Raw genomic sequence first — 24,455 nt, forward strand, 5'->3', positions numbered from 1 at the left:
GATTCCACTATTTTTGTCGCAAACTTTTATTCATGAGCTCATCCAACAGCAAAAGATACGATCAAAGAGGGGTTTCTGCTTCCAAAGAAGACGTACATAATGCCATAAAAAATATTGATAAAGGTTTGTTTCCACAGGCCTTTTGCAAAATTGTGCCCGATTACCTCACCAATGATAAGGATTACTGTTTGGTGATGCATGCAGATGGTGCTGGTACAAAATCCTCTTTGGCCTATATGTATTGGAAAGAGACCGGGGATGTTTCCGTTTGGAAGGGGATAGCGCAAGATGCCTTGATAATGAATGTGGATGATCTAATTTGCGTTGGGGCTACGGACAATATTATGTTGTCCTCTACCATAGGGAGAAATAAAAATTTAATTCCAGGCGAGGTCATTTCAGCCATAATCAATGGTACGGAAGAGTTGATCGAAGATTTGGGGAAACATGGAATAACCATTAGGTCTACCGGTGGGGAAACCGCCGATGTAGGAGATTTGGTACGTACCATTATAGTAGATTCTACCGTAACAGCTAGGTTGAAAAGAAGCGACATAATAGATAATGCCAATATTGAAGCTGGGGATGTGATCGTTGGATTTTCGTCTTCCGGACAGGCCAGTTATGAAAAGGAATATAATGGCGGAATGGGAAGTAATGGACTTACTTCTGCCAGGCATGATGTTTTTGCCAAATACTTGGCAGAGAAATACCCTGAAAGTTATGATGCTGCAGTGCCTGAGGATTTAGTGTATTCCGGTAATGTAAGGTTGACAGATGAGGTACCAAACTCCCCCTTAAATGCCGGCAAATTGGTGTTGTCACCAACCCGAACCTACGCTCCAATTGTTAAAAAAATACTGAACAAATACGGGGCAAGTGATATTCATGGAATGGTTCATTGTAGTGGAGGGGCACAAACCAAAATCCTTCATTTTGTGGAAAACCTTCATATTATAAAAAATAACCTATTTCCAGTCCCGCCATTGTTTCAATTAATTCAGGAACAATCAGGGACAGATTGGAAGGAGATGTACCAAGTGTTTAACTGTGGCCATAGGTTGGAACTCTATGTTGATCCATCCATTGCCGCTGACCTAATCACCATTTCGGAAAGTTTCGGTGTATCAGCACAAATAGTGGGTAAAGTGGAGGCCAATTCTGTTAAAAAACTCACAATTGAAAGCGAGTTCGGCACCTTTGTGTATTAAGGTATACGAATCCCCTTTTTCCTACGTTGTTTTATAAAGAAATTACGTTATGGAAAGAAAGCAGTTTTTAAGGACCTTAGGGACGGGGGCGGCGTTCGCACTTACATTTCCATGTTTAAATGGGTGTTCTTCGGATAGTGGTGAAGTTATAGATCCCAAACCAATACCAACCGGGGTCGATTTTACTATAGATTTAAACTCTGCAGAGGCAGCTAAATTGAAAAATAACGGCGGCTTTATTGTGAAAAATTATGTGGTGGTCGTAAAAAATCTGGAAGGTGTTTTTGTAGCCGCAAGTCAGGTATGTAGTCATCAACAAACAGATGGAATAAGTTTTAAAACGGAGAATGGAGGTATTTTCAAATGTTCTACGCACGGTTCTACTTTTAGTCAGGTCGGGACTCCATTAAATCAAATAGGCAATGATATTGCAAAACCCCTTAAAATATTTAAAACGGAGTTAAACGGGCAGATCCTTCGTGTATTTGAATAATCAAATCTGATTTATAACCTACTTTCTTACATGAGTTTTTCCCTAAAATCATTCTGCACACCCTTATTATATGTCTCTTGGAAATTTCCTTTTTTAGGCAATGGAATTATTTGCTCTATTAATAATCATAGGTTTATGATTGGAGCAAAGGTTACTTTTTATTGGTTGTCTCTTTGTGAGTTGATACCTATCAATGGCAATTCACTTTTTATTATTAGGAAGGAAAATAGTTCAATTTTTAACGTTGTTTTAGGGTGAGGGTTTTATGTTCTCTTATTTTATTTTGGATGGCGCTGATGGGCCATGCCCAAGAGCGAAAATTTGTTACGGTTCAACGAACCGTAACCTTAATGGGGGAGAAATTTGATATTACCATAGTAGCCGATAACGAAGAAATAGGTTATATAAATATAGAAGAGGCCCTATCTGAAATTAAAAGGATAGAAAAACTAATGTCCTCCTGGGATGAGGAATCGGAAACATCGGAGATCAATAGAAATGCAGGCATAAAACCGGTGAAGGTTAGTGTGGAACTATTTAAGCTAATAGAAAGGGCTAATCAGATTTCAGAAATTACCGACGGTGCCTTTGATATTTCATTTGCCGGCCTGGACAAAATTTGGAAATTTGACGGTTCAATGAAATATAAGCCTACCAAAGTACAAATCAAGGAGTCCGTAAGTAAGGTAGGTTACAGGAAGATCATTCTCAATGAGGAAAATCATACGGTATTTTTACAACTGAAAGGCATGAAGATTGGTTTGGGAGCAATAGCCAAGGGCTATGCTGCTGATAAAACCAAAGAGCTTATGATAGAAAAGCAGGTTCGTGCCGGTGTTATCAATGCTTCTGGAGATCTAACAACTTGGGGTACAAAGGCCACGGGTGAGAAATGGTTGATCGGTATTGCCAATCCACTTAGTAAGGATAAGATATTTTCCTGGCTACCCGTTTTGGAATCTTCGGTAGCTACCTCTGAAAGTTATGACAAGTTTATCTCCTTTGATGGAAAAAAATATTCGCATATTATAGACCCACGGTCAGGGCTTCCTACTACAGGAATAAATAGTGTATCCGTCTTTTCCAAAACCGCTGAATTTTCAGATGCCTTGGCAACGGCTATTTTTGTGCTCGGCGTTGATTCAGGAATGGCCTTGATAAATCAATTAAAGGGGACAGAAGTAATTATAGTGGACAGCAACAATAAGATGCATAAAAGTAATGGTATTTTATTCGATTAGTCTCTTGTTCAGATATCCTTCCCTAACCAATTCTTCCTTTTTTACTATTTCCTTTGAACATCCATTTTTCAAAAGATATGTGGTATCGCTGACCTCCATAATATCCTTGTAGAAGTGGTCGGTTAGAATTATAATACTGGTCTTTTTTACTTCGTTGATCAGTGCTTTGAATTTCTCCACAAATAGTGGGGCGATAAAGGAAAAAGGCTCATCCAAAAGTATAATTTCCTTTGTGGACATAAGTATTAGGTAAGCCTCAATTACCCTTATTTCTCCTGAGGATAAATCTTTGATCCTGGCATTGCCGTATTTTTTAAAACCGTCGAAATGGCTTATAAAAGTGGGCCATGAAACATCGAATAACTTAAATGCAAGGTCTAACTTTGTATTTTTTGGCAAAAGAGGATATTGAGGCAGATAGCCTATTGTTCCATTTTGGTAAAGTGGTTTTGGAAGACATTTTCCATTGATACGGATGTTCTTATATTTCGGTTGTAAGTCCCCGAACAAAATTCTCAATAAGCATGTTTTTCCACTGCCATTTCTTCCTAGGATTCCAGTAACTTTGCCTATTTCGGACTTTACATAAATTCCGTATAGGATCTTTTTTCCATCAAACTCCAGTTCTACACTATCTATTTCTAAAATCAAAATAAAAGGATAAGGTTTATAAATACCATGGTAATGATAGTATCGAATAACAATGCTAGGACAAAGAGTATTGTTTTTGAAAGGCCGAAATTTTGATAAAACGTCAAACGTTGCTGCAAGCTAATTTCATAATAAAACAGAAAGACCCCTAAGTAGAACAATATTTTGGAACTCAGGATCATAATATTTGGGTGGGAAATCTTAAAAATAAGCTTACCGCTAAACAGCATAAAAACGGTAAGGAGAAAGGATATCCACAGATATGGCTTGGCAAAGAGAAAACTCAATTGATAGGTTCTAATTTTGAAAATTGAATTCATCTATGAATAGGATATGCTTAAATGTACAAATTTATCGTAAATTCGCAGTCCAAGTGTATTTTGTATATGATAGATAAATTAAACATAGTAAAGCAACGTTTCGATGAGGTTTCTGACCTTATAATTCAGCCTGGCATTATCTCCGACCAGAAGCGTTATGTGGCACTAAACAAGGAATATAAGGACTTAAAACAGCTTGTAGATAAGAGAACTATTTATTTAGAGCTTACCAATAACATTTCCGAGGCAGAAGAGATTTTGTCCGATGGTAGCGATAAGGAAATGGTGGATATGGCCAAAATGCAGTTGGAGGAGGCCAAGGACAAACTACCCAAATTGGAAGAGGAAATTAAATTGATGCTGATACCCAAGGATCCTGAAGACTCCAAAAACGTAGTGGTTGAGGTACGCGCAGGTACTGGAGGTGACGAAGCCAGTATTTTTGCCGGTGATCTTTTTAGAATGTACACTAAATATTGTGAATCCAAAGGTTGGAAAACGAATGTTATTGACCTAAGTGAGGGTACAAGTGGAGGGTACAAAGAGATTCAGTTCGAAGTTACGGGAGAAGATGTTTATGGTACTCTTAAGTTTGAAGCTGGGGTACATCGTGTTCAACGTGTTCCACAGACCGAAACCCAGGGCAGGGTACATACCAGTGCCGCTACTGTAATGGTGCTTCCCGAGGCAGAAGATTTCGACGTACAGATCGATCCCAAGGAAGTCCGAATAGATTTTTTCTGTTCCTCCGGACCAGGTGGTCAATCTGTGAACACAACCTATTCAGCAGTACGTTTAACCCACCTGCCAACGGGTCTTGTAGCACAGTGTCAGGATCAGAAATCACAGCACAAAAACAAGGAAAAGGCGTTTAAAGTATTGCGTTCGCGTTTGTATGATATGGAATTGGCAAAAAAGCAAGAGGAAGACGCTGCCAAGAGAAACTCCCAAGTAAGTAGTGGTGACCGTTCCGCTAAAATTAGAACCTATAATTATCCACAAGGTAGGGTTACGGACCATAGGATTGGCTTAACGCTTTACGATTTGCAAAACATTATTAATGGGGATATTCAACGTATCATAGACGAATTGAGTTTGGTTGATAATACGGAGAAACTAAAGGAGGCCTCTGAGATATTTTAATTCCTATGACTACTCAGTTTTTAGTTGAACAGATTCGGAAAAAGGAATCCTTTCTTTGTATTGGGTTGGATACCGACTTGGACAAGATTCCAAAGCACCTATTAAATGAGGATGATCCCATCTTTGCCTTTAACAAGGCAATTATTGATGCCACCCACCACTTGTGTGTTGCCTATAAGCCTAACATAGCCTTTTATGAGGCTTACGGAATAAAAGGATGGGGGGCTTTGGAAAAAACTATCGACTATTTAAATAGCGATTATCCTGAAATATTTACTATCGCAGACGCTAAACGGGGGGATATAGGGAACACTTCCGCGAGGTATGCCAAAGCATTTTTTGAAGATCTTGGCTTTGATTCGATTACCATAGCTCCATATATGGGCAGGGATTCCGTGGAGCCGTTTTTAACTTTTAAAGATAAGCATACAATACTATTGGCACTTACCTCCAATATAGGTGCTTATGATTTTCAGACGAAGATAGTAGGTGGTCAAGAGCTGTATAAAGAGGTTTTGGAAATTTCAAAAACCTATGAAAATTCTGAAAACTTAATGTATGTCGTAGGAGCAACAAAGGCCAGTTTTTTGGTGGAAATCAGAAAAATTGTCCCTGAAAGTTTTTTATTGGTACCGGGAGTGGGGGCACAGGGCGGAAGTTTGTCCGAAGTGTGTAAGTATGGAATGAGTAAAAATGTTGGTCTTTTGGTAAATTCCTCGAGAGGAATCATTTATGCCTCGGACCAAAAAGATTTTGCACTGGCTTCCACTGAAAAGGCCAAGGAGCTGCAGTTGGAAATGAGTATGGAGCTAAAAAAACGCTAAATTTTTTATTGAACCAAGTTTTGGATTATTTTTTGGATTTTCATGGCTTTCAATTCAAAAAATTCGGCAAGTTTTAAATCGGAATGTTTAATACTTGAAGCCTTGTCCATAAAATTTTGGTATTGGTGCTCCAATAGATTTAATTCATTGCTGCCCATATGTGTTATTGAACCTACTTTGCAATATTGATTTTTCATAAACTTTTTTTACAAATATAAATAGAAACAAGGTCTATGTCTACTCTTTTAGGGGGTATTGGTCTAATAATCAGGTAATTTATCTATTTTTTAACCTTGGGTTAATACAAGTCGTAAAACGCGAATATTTTAAGCCTTATAAAGGATGTCGTAATTAATGCTACTTTTATAAAAAATGCATATTGATCAGTTATAATACACATATTCATAGTACGTCCACCAAATGGGTGACTTTTGTACATGGAGCAGGAGGGAGTTCCACTATATGGTACAAGCAGCTTAGGGAATTTAAAAAACATTTTAATGTACTCCTTTTGGATCTTAGGGGTCACGGAAACTCCAAGCCTAATCTTAAGGATGCCTTTAAGGATAAGTATACATTTGACAATATAACCGAGGATATTTTGGAGGTCATCAATTATGAAAAAATTGAAAGGTCTCATTTTATAGGGATTTCCTTAGGCACCATTTTAATTCGCAATTTGGCCGAAAAGCATCCACATAGGGTGGAGAGTATGATTATGGGAGGTGCTATTATGAAATTGAATCTAAGGTCCCAGATATTGATGAAGCTCGGTGTTATATTAAAATCAATAGTTCCTTATTTATGGCTGTATAAATTTTTTGCCTTTGTGATTATGCCCAATAAGAATCATAAGGAATCTCGATTACTTTTCGTTCGTGAGGCCAAGAAATTGTATCAAAAAGAATTTATACGATGGTTCAAGTTGACCTCGGAAATAAATCCCTTACTGCATTTTTTTAGGACGGTTGATATAAAGATTCCCACACTCTATGTAATGGGCGCTGAGGATTATCTGTTCCTGCCAACCATTAGGCAAATTGTATTGGATCATAAAAGTTCAGAGTTGATAGTGGTCCAAAACTGTGGGCATGTGGTGAATGTAGAACAGCCACAATTTTTTAATGATACCGTTATTGAATATCTATTAATAAAATAGGTAATGTCTTTTTTCTGAATAAGTTTAAAAATTGAATCTATCTTGGTTTGCGCCCGGCGCAATATTTTTGATAATAAACTAACCACCATTAAAACAAAAAAACCGGTGCTCCCACCGGTTTTAAACTAACTAACTCAAAAAATACTAACTCAAACTTTTATTTTATAATTGGATCGCTATTTTAGCAAATAATAGACTGTGGTGTATACTTGTAATTGTAACGGATAGAAAATGCATTTATTGTACAAATATTAAATAAAATGTTCACCTTTAATCCTGCAGTGCAAAAACCCTTTTTAAAACAGCTGTGGTTCTAGAAGAAGCCTTGGTCCTTATTTCTTTTTCTTCCACCGCAATCATCATAAAAACGCCATCCAAAGCCTCTTGGGTAACATAATCTGTTAGGTCTGGATTAACATTATTGGTAAGGGGAATATTGTTGTATCTGGTAATCAGATTATTCCATATTTTATCTGCCCCTACTTTTTCAAAGGAATTTTTAATAACAGGATTAAATTTGTTGTAAAGTTCGGATTGGGTTGCGTTGGTAAGGTATATGGTGGCTGCGTTATCCGCACCCAATAGGATATTTTTAGCATCGTTAAAGGTAATGCCCTTAACAGCGTTCACAAATATGGGCGTTGCTTCCTTAACGGCATCCTCAGCAGCCCTATTTAGTATCTTAAGTCCTTCATCGGCTAAATTGGAGAGGCCTATGTCCCGTAGGGTCTTGTCTACTTTCTGCAACTCTTCGGGCAGCATAATTCTTACCAGTTCGTTTTTAAAAAAGCCATCGGTTTGGGTTAATTTAGTTACCTGCTTATCAATTCCCATGGAAAGCGCTTCCCTAAGACCGTTTGCAATTTCGTCATTGCCAATGGTTCCACCTTGTGGTAACTGATTGACCACCTGTTGTAATTCCGAACATCCAACAAATTGGAATAGGATTACAGCTAATAATAATTTTTTCATTTTTAAATTTTATAGTTATAACTATAACTTAAGCTATTGGAATTTAGTACTTGGGCTAAGAGAAAATTACAGTCTTGTTGTTATAGACCATTGTTTTTCTACCAATGTGAAGTTTTACAGCCCTGGACAGTACAATTTTCTCTAGATCCCGTCCCTTGGTTATAAAATCCTTAATGCTATGGGCATGGGTTACAGTAGTAACATCCTGCTCAATTATGGGCCCGGCATCCAATTCCTCGGTAACATAATGGCTGGTAGCCCCAATAATCTTAACTCCCCTATCAAAAGCTGCGTGGTAAGGCTTGGCGCCAGCAAATGCAGGAAGAAATGAATGGTGTATGTTGATGATTTTATTGGGATAGTGATCAATAACTTTGCCGGTTACAATTTGCATATATCTGGCCAATACGATAAAATCTATTTGATATTCTTTCAAAAGATCCAATTGACGATTTTCAGCTTCACTTTTTGTATTTTTTGTTACAGGTATATGGAAAAAAGGAATATCGAATTGTTGTGCTACATATTCTAAATCACTGTGATTGCTAAGAATAAAGGGTATTTCAACCTCCAATTCTCCTGAGTTGTACCTACTTAATAAATCGTATAGACAATGATTGTATTTAGAAACAAATAGGGCCATTTTTGGCTTAAAAGATCCCAAATACAGACTCCATTCCATTTGATAAGGTTGGGCCAATTCCTTTTCAAATTCTAGTTTTAAATTCTTCACGGCTGGAATGTTTTTTTCAAAATCACTTTCCAGTCTCATGAAGAAGACCCCGGCTTCTTTATCAACATGCTGATCAATATAAATAATATTGCCACCTTTTTTATGTATAAATCCGGTAACCGAACTAATTATTCCAGATTGGTCGGGGCAATTAATGAGGATGGTTGTCTTCAAAGTATAATTGTTTTAAGCCGTAAAATTAGGATTTTAGGAATGAAGTACTTTAGTTAAGGGGTATTTTTGTAAAATTCTAATTTTATAGCTATATCCTTTGCGAATTTGCTAAATTGCACCCGTATAATTGTCCTTTTTTTGACTATTAAAATGTGCAGGCCTTGTTATTTCAATACTGCGATAACTACAGAGCGGAACAATAGTTTAATAGGTGATTTTCAATCTATCTTAAAAAGGAAAATAGTATTGTTGTTATGAAACAAAAGCCACCATATATTCCAAAGAACAAAGTGCGTATCGTTACGGCCGCCTCTCTTTTTGATGGTCATGATGCTGCAATTAATATGATGCGACGCATTATTCAGTCTAATGGTGTGGAAGTAATACATTTAGGGCACGACCGTAGTGTCTCTGAGGTTGTGGATTGCGCCATTCAGGAAGATGTGAATGCCATAGCCATAACTTCGTACCAAGGGGGGCATAATGAGTATTTTAAATACATGCACGATCTTTTATTGGAAAGAGGAGCAGAGCACATTAAAATTTTTGGTGGTGGTGGGGGAGTTATTTTGCCTGAAGAAATTAGGGAGTTGATGGATCATGGCATTACCAGAATATATTCCCCGGATGACGGTAGGACTATGGGACTTCAAGGAATGATAAATGATTTGGTAAGGCAAAGCGATTTTCCAATTCCTTCCTTCAAAATGGAGAAAGGCCAAACTATGATCCAATGCCTAAGGGAAAAGGATGTAAATGCTATTGCCAGGCTGATTACCTTGGCTGAAAATAGACATGACGATTTTGCAAAGATCTTTCCAAGTCCACTACCATTGGATAACGAGGTGCCGGTTCTAGGGGTTACAGGAACGGGAGGAGCCGGAAAATCTAGTTTGGTAGATGAATTGGTCCGAAGATTTTTAGTTGATTTTTCCGGTAAAACGATTGGAATAATTTCTGTAGATCCCTCTAAAAGAAAAACTGGCGGTGCCTTGTTGGGAGATCGTATTCGTATGAATGCCATAAACGATTCTCGGGTCTACATGCGCTCTTTGGCCACCAGACAATCCAATTTGGCATTGTCCAGACATGTTGATGAAGCCGTACAGGTTTTAAAGGTGGCGGGGTTCGACCTAATTATTTTGGAAACTTCGGGAATAGGCCAATCAGATACGGAGATAATTGAACACAGTGATGTTTCGCTTTATGTCATGACGCCCGAATTTGGTGCAGCTACGCAGTTGGAAAAAATAGACATGTTGGATTTTGCCGATATAGTGGCAATAAATAAATTCGATAAAAGAGGGGCTTTGGATGCTCTTAGGGATGTGAAAAAGCAATATGTGCGAAATCATGGACTGTGGGATGCCGATCAAGATGAGCTTCCAATTTTCGGGACCATTGCTTCGCAATTTAATGACCCTGGAATGAATAGACTATATATGTCTGTCATGGACAAGTTGGTTGCGAAAACAGGAACGGCTTTGAATTCCCAATATAAAATCGCCAATGCTGAAGCAGAGAAGATTTTTATAATACCTCCTGCCCGTACCCGATACCTATCAGAAATAGCTGAAAACAACAGGGCCTATGATAAAAAGGCAGATTATCAATCAGACCTGGCTCAAAGGTTATTTGGAGTTTTTATAACCATTCAGTCCGTATCCGGAGTTGACGCGAATGTGGATTTTAATTCCTTTCTCACGAAAAGCGGGATAAATAAGGAAGGAATCCTAAAGATGACCATGCCCGATGATAAAAAACAATTGTTGGAACTCTTGTTCAGGGAATTCGATAAAATTAAAATGAACTTGGATCCACACAACTGGGAGCTAATTGTGAATTGGGAAAAAAAGGTTCAACAATACAGATCACCGGGCTTTAAATTTAACGTAAGGGGAAAGGAAATTAACATTGAAACACATACTAAATCCCTAGCTCAAACGAATATTCCTAAAATAGCACTTCCAAAATATAGGGCATGGGGAGATATTCTGCGCTGGATTCTTCAGGAAAACGTACCTGGAGAATTTCCCTATACTGCCGGACTCTATCCTTTTAAGAGAACAGAAGAGGATCCAACCAGAATGTTTGCAGGTGAGGGTGGTCCCGAACGTACGAACAGGCGATTTCACTATGTGAGTTTGGGGTTACCCGCCAAGCGTTTGTCTACTGCCTTTGATTCAGTAACCCTTTATGGCCATGATCCAGATTACAGGCCGGATATTTATGGTAAAATTGGCAACGCAGGAGTTTCTGTCTGCTGTTTGGATGATGCCAAGAAATTGTATTCCGGATTTGATTTGTGCAGTCCTACAACCTCCGTTAGTATGACCATCAATGGTCCTGCACCCATGTTATTGGGTTATTTTATGAACGCTGCCATTGATCAAAATTGTGAAAAGTATATTCTTAAAAATGGATTGGAAAAAGAGGTTGAACAGAAAATAGTTGTTATTTATAAGGAAAAGGGAATGGAGAGGCCGCAATACCTAGGTAATCTGCCCGAAGGTAATAATGGTTTGGGGCTAATGCTTTTGGGAATCACCGGTGATCAGGTTTTGCCGACTAATATATACGCTGAAATTAAGGCCAAAACCTTGAATAAAGTAAGGGGTACGGTACAAGCAGACATCTTAAAGGAAGATCAGGCCCAAAATACTTGTATTTTTTCAACGGAATTTGCCCTCCGCCTTATGGGTGATGTACAGGAATACTTTATAAAGAACGAGGTACGCAATTTTTATTCGGTATCTATTTCAGGGTACCACATTGCTGAGGCAGGTGCAAATCCCATTACCCAATTGGCATTTACCTTATCCAACGGGTTTACCTATGTGGAGTATTATTTGAGCAGGGGGATGGATATCAATAAATTTGGCCCTAATCTGTCCTTTTTCTTCTCCAATGGGATTGATCCCGAATATGCCGTAATCGGCAGGGTTGCCCGTAGGATTTGGGCAAAAGCAATGAACATTAAATACGGGGCAAATTCTAGGGCACAGATGTTAAAGTATCATATACAGACTTCAGGCCGCAGCTTGCACGCCCAGGAAATAGATTTTAATGATATCCGTACTACACTACAGGCGCTATACGCCATTTATGATAATTGCAATTCATTGCACACCAACGCCTATGATGAGGCAATAACCACCCCAACCGAGGAATCTGTTCGTAGGGCCATGGCCATTCAATTGATTATAAATAAAGAATTGGGCTTGACTAAAAACGAAAATCCACTACAGGGTTCATTTATAATTGAGGAATTGACGGATCTGGTAGAGGAAGCCGTACTGTTGGAATTTGACCGTATTACAGAACGGGGAGGAGTGTTGGGGGCTATGGAGACCATGTATCAAAGATCGAAAATTCAAGAGGAGAGTCTGTTTTATGAGACCCTAAAGCACAATGGGGAATTTCCTATTATTGGGGTGAACACCTTTTTAAGCTCTAAAGGTTCGCCTACAATTTTACCAGCAGAGGTAATCCGGGCCACTGAAACTGAAAAACAGGCCCAGATTGGTACTTTGGAAAAGTTAAAAGCGATGATGGGTGATGAGTCTGGGAAACAATTGGAGGAATTACAAATGGCGGCCATTAAAAACGATAATATTTTTGAAAAGCTTATGGAGGTTACCAAATTCTGTTCCTTGGGTCAAATTACCAAAGCATTGTTTGGAGTGGGAGGGCAGTATAGGCGGAATATGTAATTTACAGTATTGTAAAAGACATTTCAGCTTGATGAAGGATTTGGTAATTCCCTGGAATCCTCGCAGTTTAAGGGATATACTTTAATTATATGGAAGATGTTGTGATGAAGATACCTTAACTCCGTATGGATCGCCTCCAAACTTTGTACATTCTTCTGAAACTTTTTATTTCGCTCCTCAAAAGATTTAGGTATTCTTTTTCCTTAACTCCATCTTTTTCCAAACCGGTACAATAAGAGTTTATGTTTCTTATAATGACATTGATGAAAGTGGCACTTCTCATTCTAGCGGCATGGCATTCAGAGCGCTCCGCAGCAGCAATTTGCTGAGGAATTAAAATGGAATCCGTTAAAAGGGAATCGACCATTATGTCCCGAAGGCTGTTGGATTGATAAAGCTTCAGCAAATCCTTATTGTAAGATAGGTACGAAGCAATTTCCCTGCTCATCTGTAAAAGATCCAAGGATTTGCGATAAATCGGAATCGTACTTAAGTTTTTGTAAGGCATTTTTTTTTGGCAACTTTTCTTATATAAAATTACGTAGAAATTAAGGAAAATGAATTTATAATATAAAGTAAAATTGTAAATTAGCTATTGAAAGTTAATAATTTTAATCATTTAAATATTGAATACAAAGATAGATGTCCTTAATTGGAAGATATTAAAATTGCTACAGGAAAATGCCCGGGAATCTTTTGCCAATATTGGAAGGAAAGTTGGGTTAACTCCTCCTGCGGTTGCGGAAAGGGTGAAAAAAATGGAAGATATCGGGGTCATCTCAGGGTACAAAGCTGTGGTATCCCATTCACATACGGGATATCAATTAAAAGCCATTATTACCCTGCGCGCTTTTATGGGGAAATTGCGGCCATTTTTGGAAATTGTGAATACTTATGAAGAAGTGGTCAATTGTTATCGTATTACAGGAAACGAGAATATTATTATGTTGGTGGTCCTAAAGGATCAATTTCATTTGGAGAAATTTATAGACAAGCTCATACAATATGGTGAAACCCGTACCCATATTATCCTATCGGATGTAGTTTCCAATGCTCCTATTAGAAAAAGAGAGGCTTAAGGAGTTGTTTTAGGGATTTTGCTTGGCAAATTTTTAATTAAAAGAGGTTAACCCCTTTGGTGCTACAGTATTAATTATTTAATTTAATGTATTGTAACGGTCCAAGTGGAAAGTTAATGATGTTTAATTTTGATTTACCCATCAATATTTGAATCTGATATACGTTGGAATGTTAGGAACACTTTATTAATTTGGCTAGATATTTGATGACAATAAGTCTATGAAGAAAATTATAATATTTCTGTTCCTCGGGACGGTTTTTTTGGGTAATTCACAGCAGATAACCTTGAAAAAAGGCATTGTAATAGATTCGATTGCTGTTAAAGATTCCATATCGGAAAGTTTTTCACTGTATCTTCCTACAAGCTTTGAAATGGACAAAAATTGGCCTATTCTTTTTGTTTTTGACATGGCAGGAAGGGGTAAACAGGCCATGCGTATGTTTAAGGATGCGGCTGAAAGACAGGGGTATATCTTGGCGGCTTCAAACAATGTCAACGACTCTTTGACCACTTCCCAGAATATTCTCATAACGGGCAGAATGTTTAATGAGATTATCACCTTACTGCCTATTCAAAAAAACAGGACCTATAGTGCAGGATTTGATAGCGGGGCCAGATTTGCATCTGTCCTGCCAATTTTTGTAAAGGGTATTTCCGGGGTAATTTCCTGTGGCGCCGTTTATCCCAATTTGGAAATATTGGACGCTAACAATTTGTTTCATTTTATAGGAATAGTGGGAAAGGAGGATTATGCATATCCCGAAATGTTAATTGGTAAATCGTTACTTGACAGGTTAAAATTTCCTAATCATTTCCTCGTATTTAATGGTGGTCATGAATGGCCCCATACCGAATATCTGGAAAAGGCCTTGGAAATCTTCACCTTATCCGCAATGGCCAAAGGAAAAATTGTGAAGAATGAGGCTTATGTGGATAAGACCTATGCCCAAAATTTGCTGGAAATAAATGCTTTAATTAGATCCAACAACTTAATTCAGGCGGATAATTTGTTGGAGGAAGCTGTGTCCGTGTACAGAGTATTCAAAGATACCGATTCCTTAAAGAAGATAAAGCGTGAACTGAAAAAGGATAAGGTTTTTAAGACAATGACGCGCAATGAAAACAATACCTTGCTTAAGGAGTCATTTATAAAGGAAGATTATGTTTATTATTTGGAGGAGGATTTAGCTACCTATAATTACAATAATTTGGGTTGGTGGATATACCAGATGGGGGAACTAAAGAAGTACGACAAAAGCAAGATTACGGCTGAAAAGGAAATGGGGAAAAGGCTTTTGGGTTACGTTAATGCATTAATTGAAGATAATATAGATATAGTTAAAGGAGGGAGCCAGGTAAATCAGGAGGTTTTAAACCTACTATGGATGTTAAAAACGATAACAGATCCCTATGATTACAGTTATTATTTAAAAATAATAGCCAGCAGTGCCCAAATGGAGGATTATGGAACATCATTGTTTTATCTGGAAGAATTATTGAAAAAAGGGTATGCTGATAAAGCTGAATTATATAGTTTGGAGGGTACTGCCCTTCTCCGGATTACGCCTGAGTTCAACGAAATTGTGGCAAAATATCTTAAGGACGCCCGTTATGATATAATTGAAGAATGAGCCGTTATATTTGGTGGATAGTCATGGCAAGTGGCATTGCCCTTATCCCTCAAATTATTGGAGGTCTATTGATTCACATTGTAAACTGGGAAATAAAGGAAATGAAAATGATAGTTCCTGTTTGCCATTCGTAAACTATCTAACACAAATTTTTCAAGATACTTTTAAATGCGTTTCCGTTAGGAATACGCTTTAAGGTTAGTCTGTTTCAAGAAATTTTTTATTCAGAAATAGGGATGTTGTATTTTTATGCCAAAAGCAGGAAAATGAAGCAGTTATTTTTGATTTTGGTAATATTTGTACTGGGCTGTAAGGAAAAAAGATATCACGACCAGGAGCACGGGAAAACGGCACTTGTGGAAGCTAGCTCATTGGAAGATATTGTTCAATTTCAGAAAAAATTGAACAAGGAATTCAAGGACCCTGAAACTTCTCCCTTACCGGATAGGTTTAGAAAGGATTTTACGACTTTGGATTTTTATAAACCCGATACTACATATAGGGTAATTGCAAAATTTACTAGAACACCTGAGGCCCTGCCATTCCTTATGCCTACTAACACTGAAAGACAGACTGAGGAGATTGTATATGGTGTAGCTACTTTTGACCTTAATGGTCGCAATCATAAATTGGAAGTATATCAAAATCAAGAATTATTGCAGCAGGAGAAGTATAGGGATTATTTATTTTTGCCTTTTGCGGACCTAACCAATGGTGAGGAAACCTATGGTGGCGGCAGATATTTGGACTTGACTATTCCGGACGGCGATAGCATTCTGTTGGATTTTAACAAGGCATATAATCCATATTGCGCTTATAATCCCAAATATTCCTGTCCGTTGGTTCCAAAGCAAAATAGACTGGACACTGAAATTTTAGCAGGAGTGAAGGCATTTAGAAAATGATAAAATAAAAAAGCCCCGCTCTAAGCGGGGCTATAAATAATAAACTCAATTTTTTTAGAAAGAATACACGGCGGCTAGAACAAAAGAGGACAAACTCTTTTGTGGTGCCAAATCCGTATCTAAGAAACTAAAGGAATCATCAGAAGCACTATCCAATCGCAATTCTGGTTTGATTATTAAATTTCCTATAGTGGCACTTCCTGTAAGCGTTACAGCAAAAACACTGGAATCTTCAAGTCCTGTTCCAATGGCGCCATAGTCTCCTGTTTCAGCGAAATATTCACCTCTTAATCCCAAGGTAAAGTTGTCAGAAGTGGCATATTGAGGGTAAAGAGCTACTCCGGCAAAACCAATATCATCATTGTCATATAGGGCTGCATTGATTCCCAAGAAGAATTCATCTGACAAATCGAAGCCTCCAGTGAAGTCGATCTCAAAAGCACCGTCATCCGCAAGGAAATTTAAGAATTGACCGCTGTAGCCCAATTGAGCTCCGAAGGCATATTTTTCGGTTGGATTCAATTCGGTTTGATCGGTAGGATTCATGATCGCCAGCATTAAGCTAAAGTCGTCAGATAAGGTGAAGTCTGCTTTTAAGCCGGTGTGGGAGAAGGGGCCATATGAAAATAAGTAAGATGTACTATAGTTAAAATTAGCTACAGGAGAAATTACTTCATAACCTAAGAATGTATTAAAATTACCAAAGGTTAATTTCACGGATTCACTTACATTCCAGTATACATACAATTGGTTAACAATATTTCCCGTAGCAGAATATAAAGGGGAAGCAAAAATGGCATCCGTTCCTCTTGGTCCAAAAACAAGATCAGCTACGAAACCTACATCTTCACCTTCGTAACCGGCAATCACATTGGCCATTCCCAAGGCAAAACCAGGTAAATTGGCAAAAGAGGATCCAGGAGCTGCATTAGGGGCACCAGAGGTGTCGTCAAAACCGTTGTCTCCATTTAAATTTGTTCTGTAATAAGCATCCACACTTCCGCTGATGGTGAATTTTTTGTCTTCCTTTTCCTCTTCTTGGGCAAAGGTCAATGCTGAAGCAAGAACAAATGCAAGTAATAGTAAATTTTTTACGTATTTTGTGTAAATAATCGTTTTCATAATTCAATGGGTTATATCCTATTCAGGATGTTATGTATTTATTGAGTTGTTGTAATTGAAAAGGTTATTAACGGAGCGTTCTGCAAAACGCTCCGTTACCTTTTGTATTTATTAGTGTTGGTTCATCCTGAAGTCGGCATAGGCATCCATTCCGTGCTCATGTAAATCCAAGCCTTCCAATTCTTCTTCCTTGGAAACTCTGATTCCTGAAGTTTTCTTAATCGTGTAGAGAATGATAAATGCTGTTAGGCAGCAGAAAATACCGGTTGCGGCTACTCCTGATAGTTGGTATAAAAACTGGGATACACCGGCCTTAACTCCGAAAATACCAACGGCCAAAGTACCCCAAATACCACAGATAAGGTGAACTGCAACTGCTCCAACTGGATCATCCAGCCTTAATTTGTCTACCAAAGCAACGCCTAGGACAATAATTACCCCGGCTATTAGACCTATGATAATAGCCTCAAAAGGAGACATTAGGTCGGCTCCTGCAGTAATACCTACCAAACCGCCCAAGATACCGTTCAGCATCATGGTAAGGTCATAGTTCTTGTATAGGATTGTAGAGAAGATAAATGATCCCATTCCACCTGCGGCTGCCGCCAAACAAGTTGTGACCAATACGATTGAAGTCCCAGCAGGATCTGCTGATAAGACCGATCCACCATTAAACCCAAACCAGCCCAGCCAAAGAATAAGCACACCAGCGGCTGCCAATGGAATGTTGTGGCCCGGAATCGCATTAGGTTTTCCGTCTTCGCCAAACTTGCCAATTCTAGGTCCCAATATATAGATTGCGATCAATGCTGCCCATCCTCCAACGGAATGCACTAGAGTGGATCCGGCAAAATCGTGGAAACCGGCATCATCGCCACCCAGTGTGGATAGGAATCCACCACCCCATTGCCAAGAACCTACAATAGGATAAACCAATCCTACGTAGATTATGGTGAAAATCATGAATCCACCAAGTTTAATACGTTCTGCTACTGCTCCAGAAACTATAGTAGCTGCTGTTGCAGCAAACATGCCTTGAAACAGAAAATCGGTCCAATACGTATACCCTTCGCTATAGGTGAGGTCCAAGCTGCCGTCTGGTAGTATGGGGGCTTCAATGCCAAATCCGGCGAAACCAAGATATCCATTGAAATCACCTGGATACATTAGGTTAAATCCACCTACATAATATATGAGTAACCCCATGCAGATGATAAATACGTTTTTAAATAAGATATTGATTGTGTTTTTTTGTCTGGTTAGTCCAATTTCCAAAAGAGAAAATCCTAAATGCATGAAGAATACGAGAGCCGTACATATCATCATCCAAACGTTATTTGCTGTAAATAATCCTACGTCCATGTTGTATATTGTTTGTTGATTTTTAATTTTTTAGTTAATGCCTGCTTTTCCGCTTTCCTTTGTTCTAATGCGATAGGCTTCCAAAACTTCCGAAACGAAAATTTTACCGTCACCTACATTTCCTGAATATGCGGTTTCCAGAATCGTATTAACCGTACGCTCCAAGAACTCATCCGATATTACTATGGAAAGATACCTGCGTTGAATGTCGGATGTGCTATAGGAAATGCCTCTATATACATGACCTTCTTTTTCATTTCCGACTCCCGTTACATCCCAGTAACTAAAAAAGTTAACTTCAATTTGATGTAACGCTTTTTTTACGTCATCAAATTTTGACTTCCTAATAATTGCCTCGATTTTTTTCATAATTGATTTATTATTTATGAAGCAAAAATATATATAAAATTAATACCCCCCTATTTTTTAGGGGGTGTATAAGAAATAATTACATATTATATAAAAAATACCCCTATATTTTGTGGGTATGTAGATTCTTAATAATAATTATGTTGATATGTTAATATAATTAACATTTGCTGGGTCAAAAACTGAAAGAATCGTGTCTTTTTAAGCGTTTTGCTGTTAATAATGCAGGAAATTGGTAAAATCTCCTGAAAAAACTAAAATGGAAAGAAATAATGAAAAGGGAGTAAACGAGGTGTTGTTACTTGGAAAACCAGAATCCTGCAGCCACGGCAAGGATTCCGATGATTAGGCTGGCGAGGGTATAACCGGCAAAATTAACAAAATCACCAGTTTTTAAAAATGAGTGTTGTTCCAAAGCAAATGTTGAAAAAGTAGTGAAGCCACCACAGAAACCAGTGGTCAATAATAAGGTCTGATTTGAGGAAAGTATATTGTTCTTAAACGAAAGTCCAAGAATAAAGCCTATTAGTAGGCAACCTATAATATTGGCAATAAAAGTACCAAGGAAAAAATTGTGAAAGGTGTTGTTGAAAGTTTTGCCTAGTAAAAAACGCAGTCCACTCCCCAAGCCCCCTCCTAAAAAGACGAGTAGAAATTGCTTCATCGACTTATAATTTTTATTTCTTGATTAAAGTAAATAAAAATCACCACATATAGGGTTCTTGAAAATTTGCAATGATAAATCATAAATACTGTATAAGGGTAGTATTTATGCAAAGATGCACATATTTCCTTTTAGACTAGATTTAAACTGCCTTTTTATATTTCGAGTTAATTAAATCTAGGGGGAAGATTACTGTTGTAGATTCTGAAATATTTTTGACGGACTTTTCTTTCTTTTTTGGACTACTGTTAAAACTAACTAAAAAAAGTAATGCGTTTATACCAATAAGAACTAATAAAATACTGAAAAAAGTTACCATACAACTAAACGATTTAGTTACCAAACGCAAAATTACGCCTTTTCGTATATTATACGCTGAAAAAATCTAAATTGTTGTCAAGGGATGTGCTTTTTATGGGGAACCAATAATAATTGTTAATTTTTAAGGAAAAACTTAATAAGGAATAAAATAATTATGAATAATGTGAAGAAAAGTCCTACCCATTTGACACCTTTATAATTTTTTTCATGAAGTTTTTTGTCTTTTTGATAAGAAATTATGGTAATTACAACAAATGCAACAAAAAAAAGACCTGCAAAAATTAATTGTCCGGTACTGAACATATTTATATTTTTACGCAAATCTAACTTAAATAATTTCAATAATGAAAAGTAAACTTAGTGCCGTAGAATTGTTCCATAATTCGTTTGGGTTGGGTGTTTCCAAGGAGATTAAGGCTGATTTGGGCAAGGACAAGAATTTGCTACGTTTTAATTTGATGGACGAAGAAAATAAGGAATATCTCGAGGCAGCCACCAACAATGATGTGGTTGAAGTTGCGGATGCCCTTGGTGATATGCTCTATATATTATGTGGAACAATATTGGAACACGGTATGCAATACAAAATTGAAGAAGTATTTGAGGAAATTCAGCGAAGCAATATGAGTAAATTGGGAATAGACGGCAAACCGATTTACAGGGAGGATGGAAAAGTGTTAAAAGGGCCTAATTATTTTAAGCCCAACATAGTGGATATTTTGGATAAAAAATAGAATATCCGATTCCTGTATTCATAATTGAACTAAAAAAATGCCCCCTTTTAAACGAAGAGGGCCTTTTTAATGATGTATAGGGATTGCTATTGGATATTCACTTGATATCTCCAACCAAATTTATCCTTGGCCTTGTTGTATTGAATATCGGTAATGCGCTTCTTTAATAAGGTGGCATAGCTATCTTTTATTTCTGGCAAATCATAATCCTTGCCTTGGAATCCGAAAGTGGCGATAGGTGAAATTACTGCCGCGGTACCGGCTCCGAACATTTCTTTAAGACTTCCGTTCTTTGAGGCTTCAACAACCTCTTTGACGGTAATTTTTCTAACCTCCACTTTTATATTTTCATCTTTCGCAATGTCTATAATACTCTTTCTGGTTATACCATCCAATATCCTGTCACTTGTGGGACTGGTAATTAAAGTATCATTTATTCTAACAAATATATTCATGGCACCTGCCTCCTCGATATATTCGTGGTTGTTGTCATCGGTCCAAATAACTTGATTATAGCCCTTTTCAACTGCCAATTGGGTTGGATAAAATTGTCCCGCGTAATTACCGCCGGCCTTGGCAAATCCTACACCGCCATTAGCGGATCTTGAGTATTTTTCTTCTATAAGAACTTTTACCTTACCTGCAAAATAGGAAGCAGATGGCGAACAAGCAATAATAAATTTGTACTCGCTTGAAGGTGATGCATGGAATCCTCCACCTGTAGCAAAGATAAAAGGTCTAATGTACAATGAGCTTCCTTCCGCGGTCGGAATCCATTTATGGTCCAATTTTAAAAGGGCCTTTAAGCCATCCATAAAGTAATCTTCAGGGAACTCTGGCATAGCAAGTCTTTTGGACGAAATATTAATTCTCTTTTGGTTTTCCAAAGGACGGAAAAGCCAAACATTTTTATCTTCATCCTTGTAGGCTTTCATCCCTTCAAAAACAGATTGACCATAATGGAAAATTTTAGCTGACGGGTCAAGCGTAATCGGTTGGTACGGAACTATTTTTGGTACTTCCCAAGCTCCATTCTTATAATCGCAGACCATCATATGGTCTGTAAAATACTTCCCAAACGATAAATTATTGAAATCTACTTTATCAATTTTCGAGGTTTTAACTTTCTCAACTATTATTGAATTTGAAACAGTTTGCATAGAGATTTAATTTAAAGCAATAAAATTAAGCAAATATCATTAGTAGTACTTCTTTTTTCGTCAAAAAAGACCCAGTTTTGTAAAGTGATTTAAATTCTGGCTATAATGAAGTATTTTAACATTTTGATTGCGATTTTTATGGTCTTTTCAGCTTGTAGGCCACAAAATAAATCCAAGGAACTTGTTGCTGAACCCTTGGCAGAGGAAAGCTATGAGTATTTCGGAACCCAAATAGTTGATTCCAACGCCATGACAGCTGGTATGTTGCTTAAGAAATACAAAGTAATGGTTAAGACCGACACTCTTGCCGCCAAATTTTCAGGCAAGGTTACCGAGGTCTGCAAAGCAAAAGGCTGTTGGATGAAATTGGAATTGGGAAATGGGGAAGAAACTATGGTGAGATTTAAGGATTATAGCTTTTTTATGCCACAGGACATTGTTGGTAGGGAGGTAATTGTAAATGGCGTTGCCTTTGTTGAAGAAAGGAATGTTGAAGACCAACGACATTTTGCCCAGGATGGTGGAAAATCCGAGGAGGAAATTGCCCAAATAACCGGGTCAAAGAAAACTTATGCCTTTGAAGCGGATGGAGTGTTGATAAAGAAATAATGTGAAAAGGAAAATAATTACAACTGCAGACGGTTCCAAAACAATTCAAATTGAAGAGTGGAACGAACAGTACCATTCAATTCACGGTGCTGTACAGGAAGCCTATCATGTTTTTATAAAGAATGGTTTATCCTTGTTCCAAAATCGTGCCTTGTCTATTTTGGAAATTGGCTTCGGTACGGGATTGAACGCCCTTATTACCTTATTGGAATCGGAGAAGCATGGATTGGAAGTGGCTTATACTGGGGTTGAAGCATATCCCGTAGTCCCCAAGGAATTGGAGCAATTGGGCTATGGCGGAGCACTGGATGCAAAGGATTTTGAACAACATTTTTTTAAGATGCACCAAACTTCGTGGGAAAAATCACATCAAATTACAGCTGGTTTTTCCTTGACAAAACAGCAGTTGGATTTTAAGGAAATTTCGGATGTCAATATCTTTGATCTTATCTATTTTGATGCCTTTGGTGCCCGGGTACAGCCAGAGCTTTGGACGGAGGAAGTTTTTTCCATAATGTACAGGGCTTTGAAAAAAGATGGTGTGCTGGTTACTTATTCTGCCAAGGGAAGCGTAAGGAGGGCTATGCAGGCCGTAGGGTTCATTGTAGAAAGGTTGCCTGGGCCTCCAGGAAAAAGAGAAATGCTCCGTGCCTTAAAAATTTCCTAATTATGGGACTTTTATTATGGAATACTTAACAGCCAAGGACCTTGGACTGTTAAACCTAAACTAAAGTCAACTACTTCAATACTAAAAACCTATATATTTATACCAAAGTTGACGGAAAGATAGAAAGGGTATGAAGGTTCTTGTAACAGGTGCAACAGGTTTGGTTGGGAGTGAAATTGTAAATTTGTGTAAACAAAATAATATTACTGTAAATTATTTGACCACCAGTAAGAAAAAAATCGTTTCACAAACGGGCTATAATGGTTTTTATTGGAACCCCGGTAAGAATGAAATAGATGCAGATTGCTTTAAAGGAGTTACGGCAATAATCAATCTGGCGGGTTCAAGTATTTCCAAGAGATGGACCAAGAATAATAAAAAAAAGATACTAAATAGTAGGGTAAATTCCTTAAGAACTCTGTTGGGGGCTATACCCAAGGAAGGAGCCCATAGTATTGGAACACTTGTGTCCGCATCTGCGATAGGGATTTACCCAAATTCGTTATCCCAATATTATAAGGAGGAAGAAGAAAAGGTGGATGACAGTTTTTTGGGGGAGGTAGTAGCTGTTTGGGAAAAGGAGGTAGACGCATTTGAAAAAGTTAATATTAAGACCGCCAAAATTCGGATAGGTTTGGTTATGTCCAATAAAGGTGGAGCTTTGCCCGAAATGGCCAAGCCTATAAAATATTACCTTGGGGCGGCCATTGGTTCTGGGAACCAGTGGCAATCATGGATACACCTTCAGGATTTGGGCAGGATATTTCTACAGGTTTTGACAAAGGAGCTAACGGGAACATATAACGGTGTGGCACCAAATCCTGTAACCAATGTTAAGCTAACGAAAGAATTGGCAAGAGTTTTGGATAAACCGCTTTTTTTGCCCAATATTCCACGGCCTCTAATGCGTTTGGCTTTGGGAGAAATGTCTTATTTGTTGTTAGTCAGCCAGCGCGTGAGTTGTAAAAAAATTGAAGAGTCGGGTTTTGATTTCATTTACCCCAACATTTGTCGAGCCTTGGAAAATATCTATATGGACAAGGGAGAGCATACGACCAATGACGCACTTTATCAGAACGAGTTTGTTTCCTAGGGGTTAACAGGTATTATAAGCATTATGAACATCCGTCATTGACGGATGTTTTTTTATAAAGTTTAATGACATTATGACATTTTTCAAGAATTGGCAGTACTTT

At 37.8% G+C, this 24,455-nt stretch carries 24 protein-coding genes; 14 read left to right on the plus strand and 10 right to left on the minus strand.

Features of this window, described 5'->3' with window-relative positions:
- Nucleotides 1–32 precede the first annotated feature (32 nt).
- The 3 genes from CWD91_RS16420 (at nt 33) to CWD91_RS16435 (ending at nt 2,945) form a co-directional block, all read left to right on the plus strand.
- Nucleotides 33–1,211 carry an AIR synthase related protein gene (locus CWD91_RS16420; RefSeq protein ID WP_103442056.1) on the plus strand — a complete coding sequence of 393 codons (1,179 nt, stop codon included), beginning with the start codon at nt 33–35 and terminating at the stop codon, nt 1,209–1,211.
- Nucleotides 1,212–1,260: 49 nt separating this feature from the next.
- Nucleotides 1,261–1,704 carry a Rieske 2Fe-2S domain-containing protein gene (locus CWD91_RS16425; protein WP_103442057.1) on the plus strand — a complete coding sequence of 148 codons (444 nt, stop codon included), beginning with the start codon at nt 1,261–1,263 and terminating at the stop codon, nt 1,702–1,704.
- A gap of 287 nt (nt 1,705–1,991) precedes the next feature.
- Nucleotides 1,992–2,945, plus strand: coding sequence for an FAD:protein FMN transferase (locus CWD91_RS16435; RefSeq protein ID WP_239985822.1), 954 nt, complete (start codon nt 1,992–1,994; stop codon nt 2,943–2,945).
- On the opposite strand, the gene CWD91_RS16440 is transcribed toward CWD91_RS16435, so the two are convergent.
- The gene (locus CWD91_RS16440) at nt 2,934–3,596 is read right to left on the minus strand and encodes an ATP-binding cassette domain-containing protein (protein ID WP_103442059.1); all 663 of its coding nucleotides are present in this window, start codon (nt 3,594–3,596) and stop codon (nt 2,934–2,936) included. The genes CWD91_RS16435 and CWD91_RS16440 overlap by 12 nt on opposite strands.
- Before the next feature lie 386 nt (nt 3,597–3,982).
- Here CWD91_RS16440 and prfA point away from each other — a divergent pair, with 386 nt between their 5' ends.
- Entirely contained in the window at nt 3,983–5,059 is a 1,077-nt protein-coding gene (gene prfA / locus CWD91_RS16450) for a peptide chain release factor 1 (protein WP_103442189.1), read from the plus strand.
- 5 nt (nt 5,060–5,064) lie between these two features.
- Entirely contained in the window at nt 5,065–5,883 is an 819-nt protein-coding gene (pyrF, locus tag CWD91_RS16455; RefSeq protein ID WP_103442061.1) for an orotidine-5'-phosphate decarboxylase, read from the plus strand.
- Between the two features lie 5 nt (nt 5,884–5,888).
- Here pyrF and CWD91_RS16460 read toward each other — a convergent pair whose 3' ends face one another.
- Entirely contained in the window at nt 5,889–6,080 is a 192-nt protein-coding gene (locus CWD91_RS16460) for a hypothetical protein (RefSeq protein ID WP_103442062.1), read from the minus strand.
- 182 nt (nt 6,081–6,262) lie between these two features.
- Between CWD91_RS16460 and CWD91_RS16465 the strand changes: the two genes are divergently transcribed.
- A complete protein-coding gene (locus tag CWD91_RS16465) occupies nt 6,263–7,042 on the plus strand; it encodes an alpha/beta fold hydrolase (RefSeq protein ID WP_103442063.1) in 780 nt (259 codons plus the stop codon).
- A 270-nt stretch (nt 7,043–7,312) separates the two neighbouring features.
- On the opposite strand, the gene CWD91_RS16470 is transcribed toward CWD91_RS16465, so the two are convergent.
- A complete protein-coding gene (locus CWD91_RS16470; protein WP_103442064.1) occupies nt 7,313–8,014 on the minus strand; it encodes a DUF4197 domain-containing protein in 702 nt (233 codons plus the stop codon).
- 55 nt (nt 8,015–8,069) lie between these two features.
- Nucleotides 8,070–8,921 carry a formyltetrahydrofolate deformylase gene (purU, locus tag CWD91_RS16475; RefSeq protein ID WP_103442065.1) on the minus strand — a complete coding sequence of 284 codons (852 nt, stop codon included), beginning with the start codon at nt 8,919–8,921 and terminating at the stop codon, nt 8,070–8,072.
- A gap of 254 nt (nt 8,922–9,175) precedes the next feature.
- Here purU and CWD91_RS16480 point away from each other — a divergent pair, with 254 nt between their 5' ends.
- Nucleotides 9,176–12,634 carry a methylmalonyl-CoA mutase family protein gene (locus CWD91_RS16480; protein WP_103442066.1) on the plus strand — a complete coding sequence of 1,153 codons (3,459 nt, stop codon included), beginning with the start codon at nt 9,176–9,178 and terminating at the stop codon, nt 12,632–12,634.
- 115 nt (nt 12,635–12,749) lie between these two features.
- Here the strand turns inward: CWD91_RS16480 and CWD91_RS16485 are convergent, their stop codons facing one another.
- On the minus strand, nt 12,750–13,142 hold the full coding sequence (locus CWD91_RS16485; RefSeq protein ID WP_103442067.1) for a hypothetical protein: 393 nt from the start codon (nt 13,140–13,142) through the stop codon (nt 12,750–12,752).
- 118 nt (nt 13,143–13,260) lie between these two features.
- Here CWD91_RS16485 and CWD91_RS16490 point away from each other — a divergent pair, with 118 nt between their 5' ends.
- From CWD91_RS16490 to CWD91_RS16500, 3 genes are all read left to right on the plus strand, one after another.
- On the plus strand, nt 13,261–13,713 hold the full coding sequence (locus tag CWD91_RS16490; protein WP_103442068.1) for an Lrp/AsnC family transcriptional regulator: 453 nt from the start codon (nt 13,261–13,263) through the stop codon (nt 13,711–13,713).
- Nucleotides 13,714–13,933: 220 nt separating this feature from the next.
- A complete protein-coding gene (locus tag CWD91_RS16495) occupies nt 13,934–15,346 on the plus strand; it encodes an alpha/beta hydrolase (RefSeq protein WP_103442069.1) in 1,413 nt (470 codons plus the stop codon).
- A 266-nt stretch (nt 15,347–15,612) separates the two neighbouring features.
- Nucleotides 15,613–16,251, plus strand: a complete 639-nt coding sequence (locus tag CWD91_RS16500) for a DUF1684 domain-containing protein (RefSeq protein ID WP_103442190.1) — start codon at nt 15,613–15,615, stop codon at nt 16,249–16,251.
- A gap of 54 nt (nt 16,252–16,305) precedes the next feature.
- On the opposite strand, the gene CWD91_RS16505 is transcribed toward CWD91_RS16500, so the two are convergent.
- The 4 genes from CWD91_RS16505 to crcB all read right to left on the minus strand — a co-directional run bounded on the left by CWD91_RS16505 (nt 16,306) and on the right by crcB (nt 19,768).
- The gene (locus tag CWD91_RS16505; RefSeq protein ID WP_103442070.1) at nt 16,306–17,373 is read right to left on the minus strand and encodes an outer membrane beta-barrel protein; all 1,068 of its coding nucleotides are present in this window, start codon (nt 17,371–17,373) and stop codon (nt 16,306–16,308) included.
- 111 nt (nt 17,374–17,484) lie between these two features.
- The gene (locus tag CWD91_RS16510; RefSeq protein WP_103442071.1) at nt 17,485–18,735 is read right to left on the minus strand and encodes an ammonium transporter; all 1,251 of its coding nucleotides are present in this window, start codon (nt 18,733–18,735) and stop codon (nt 17,485–17,487) included.
- A gap of 30 nt (nt 18,736–18,765) precedes the next feature.
- Nucleotides 18,766–19,104 carry a P-II family nitrogen regulator gene (locus tag CWD91_RS16515; protein ID WP_103442072.1) on the minus strand — a complete coding sequence of 113 codons (339 nt, stop codon included), beginning with the start codon at nt 19,102–19,104 and terminating at the stop codon, nt 18,766–18,768.
- A 298-nt stretch (nt 19,105–19,402) separates the two neighbouring features.
- Nucleotides 19,403–19,768, minus strand: a complete 366-nt coding sequence (gene crcB / locus CWD91_RS16520; RefSeq protein ID WP_103442073.1) for a fluoride efflux transporter CrcB — start codon at nt 19,766–19,768, stop codon at nt 19,403–19,405.
- A gap of 665 nt (nt 19,769–20,433) precedes the next feature.
- On the opposite strand from crcB, the gene CWD91_RS16530 reads away from it, so the two are divergent.
- Nucleotides 20,434–20,823 carry a pyrophosphohydrolase domain-containing protein gene (locus CWD91_RS16530; RefSeq protein WP_103442075.1) on the plus strand — a complete coding sequence of 130 codons (390 nt, stop codon included), beginning with the start codon at nt 20,434–20,436 and terminating at the stop codon, nt 20,821–20,823.
- Nucleotides 20,824–20,909: 86 nt separating this feature from the next.
- Here CWD91_RS16530 and CWD91_RS16535 read toward each other — a convergent pair whose 3' ends face one another.
- Nucleotides 20,910–21,983, minus strand: coding sequence for a branched-chain amino acid aminotransferase (locus CWD91_RS16535; protein ID WP_103442076.1), 1,074 nt, complete (start codon nt 21,981–21,983; stop codon nt 20,910–20,912).
- A 105-nt stretch (nt 21,984–22,088) separates the two neighbouring features.
- Between CWD91_RS16535 and CWD91_RS16540 the strand changes: the two genes are divergently transcribed.
- The 3 genes from CWD91_RS16540 (at nt 22,089) to CWD91_RS16550 (ending at nt 24,352) form a co-directional block, all read left to right on the plus strand.
- Nucleotides 22,089–22,592, plus strand: coding sequence for a DUF4920 domain-containing protein (locus CWD91_RS16540; RefSeq protein WP_103442077.1), 504 nt, complete (start codon nt 22,089–22,091; stop codon nt 22,590–22,592).
- A gap of 1 nt (nt 22,593) precedes the next feature.
- A complete protein-coding gene (mnmD, locus tag CWD91_RS16545; RefSeq protein ID WP_103442078.1) occupies nt 22,594–23,259 on the plus strand; it encodes a tRNA (5-methylaminomethyl-2-thiouridine)(34)-methyltransferase MnmD in 666 nt (221 codons plus the stop codon).
- Between the two features lie 130 nt (nt 23,260–23,389).
- Entirely contained in the window at nt 23,390–24,352 is a 963-nt protein-coding gene (locus CWD91_RS16550; RefSeq protein ID WP_103442079.1) for a TIGR01777 family oxidoreductase, read from the plus strand.
- Nucleotides 24,353–24,455: the final 103 nt, after the last annotated feature.

It is taken from the genome of Arenibacter hampyeongensis, assembly GCF_002909255.1.
Classification (GTDB): Bacteria; Bacteroidota; Bacteroidia; order Flavobacteriales; family Flavobacteriaceae; genus Arenibacter; species Arenibacter hampyeongensis.

Bases quoted from the DNA above. Each gene is read 5' to 3' on its own strand.
- CWD91_RS16420 (WP_103442056.1), top strand. From the start codon at position 33: ATGAGCTCATCCAACAGCAAAAGATACGATCAAAGAGGGGTTTCTGCT.
- CWD91_RS16425 (WP_103442057.1), top strand. From the start codon at position 1,261: ATGGAAAGAAAGCAGTTTTTAAGGACCTTAGGGACGGGGGCGGCGTTC.
- CWD91_RS16435 (WP_239985822.1), top strand. From the start codon at position 1,992: ATGGCGCTGATGGGCCATGCCCAAGAGCGAAAATTTGTTACGGTTCAA.
- prfA (WP_103442189.1), top strand. From the start codon at position 3,983: ATGATAGATAAATTAAACATAGTAAAGCAACGTTTCGATGAGGTTTCT.
- pyrF (WP_103442061.1), top strand. From the start codon at position 5,065: ATGACTACTCAGTTTTTAGTTGAACAGATTCGGAAAAAGGAATCCTTT.
- CWD91_RS16460 (WP_103442062.1), bottom strand. From the start codon at position 6,080: ATGAAAAATCAATATTGCAAAGTAGGTTCAATAACACATATGGGCAGC.
- CWD91_RS16470 (WP_103442064.1), bottom strand. From the start codon at position 8,014: ATGAAAAAATTATTATTAGCTGTAATCCTATTCCAATTTGTTGGATGT.
- CWD91_RS16480 (WP_103442066.1), top strand. From the start codon at position 9,176: ATGAAACAAAAGCCACCATATATTCCAAAGAACAAAGTGCGTATCGTT.
- CWD91_RS16485 (WP_103442067.1), bottom strand. From the start codon at position 13,142: ATGCCTTACAAAAACTTAAGTACGATTCCGATTTATCGCAAATCCTTG.
- CWD91_RS16495 (WP_103442069.1), top strand. From the start codon at position 13,934: ATGAAGAAAATTATAATATTTCTGTTCCTCGGGACGGTTTTTTTGGGT.
- CWD91_RS16500 (WP_103442190.1), top strand. From the start codon at position 15,613: ATGAAGCAGTTATTTTTGATTTTGGTAATATTTGTACTGGGCTGTAAG.
- CWD91_RS16505 (WP_103442070.1), bottom strand. From the start codon at position 17,373: ATGAAAACGATTATTTACACAAAATACGTAAAAAATTTACTATTACTT.
- CWD91_RS16510 (WP_103442071.1), bottom strand. From the start codon at position 18,735: ATGGACGTAGGATTATTTACAGCAAATAACGTTTGGATGATGATATGT.
- CWD91_RS16515 (WP_103442072.1), bottom strand. From the start codon at position 19,104: ATGAAAAAAATCGAGGCAATTATTAGGAAGTCAAAATTTGATGACGTA.
- crcB (WP_103442073.1), bottom strand. From the start codon at position 19,768: ATGAAGCAATTTCTACTCGTCTTTTTAGGAGGGGGCTTGGGGAGTGGA.
- CWD91_RS16530 (WP_103442075.1), top strand. From the start codon at position 20,434: ATGAAAAGTAAACTTAGTGCCGTAGAATTGTTCCATAATTCGTTTGGG.
- CWD91_RS16535 (WP_103442076.1), bottom strand. From the start codon at position 21,983: ATGCAAACTGTTTCAAATTCAATAATAGTTGAGAAAGTTAAAACCTCG.
- CWD91_RS16540 (WP_103442077.1), top strand. From the start codon at position 22,089: ATGAAGTATTTTAACATTTTGATTGCGATTTTTATGGTCTTTTCAGCT.
- CWD91_RS16550 (WP_103442079.1), top strand. From the start codon at position 23,390: ATGAAGGTTCTTGTAACAGGTGCAACAGGTTTGGTTGGGAGTGAAATT.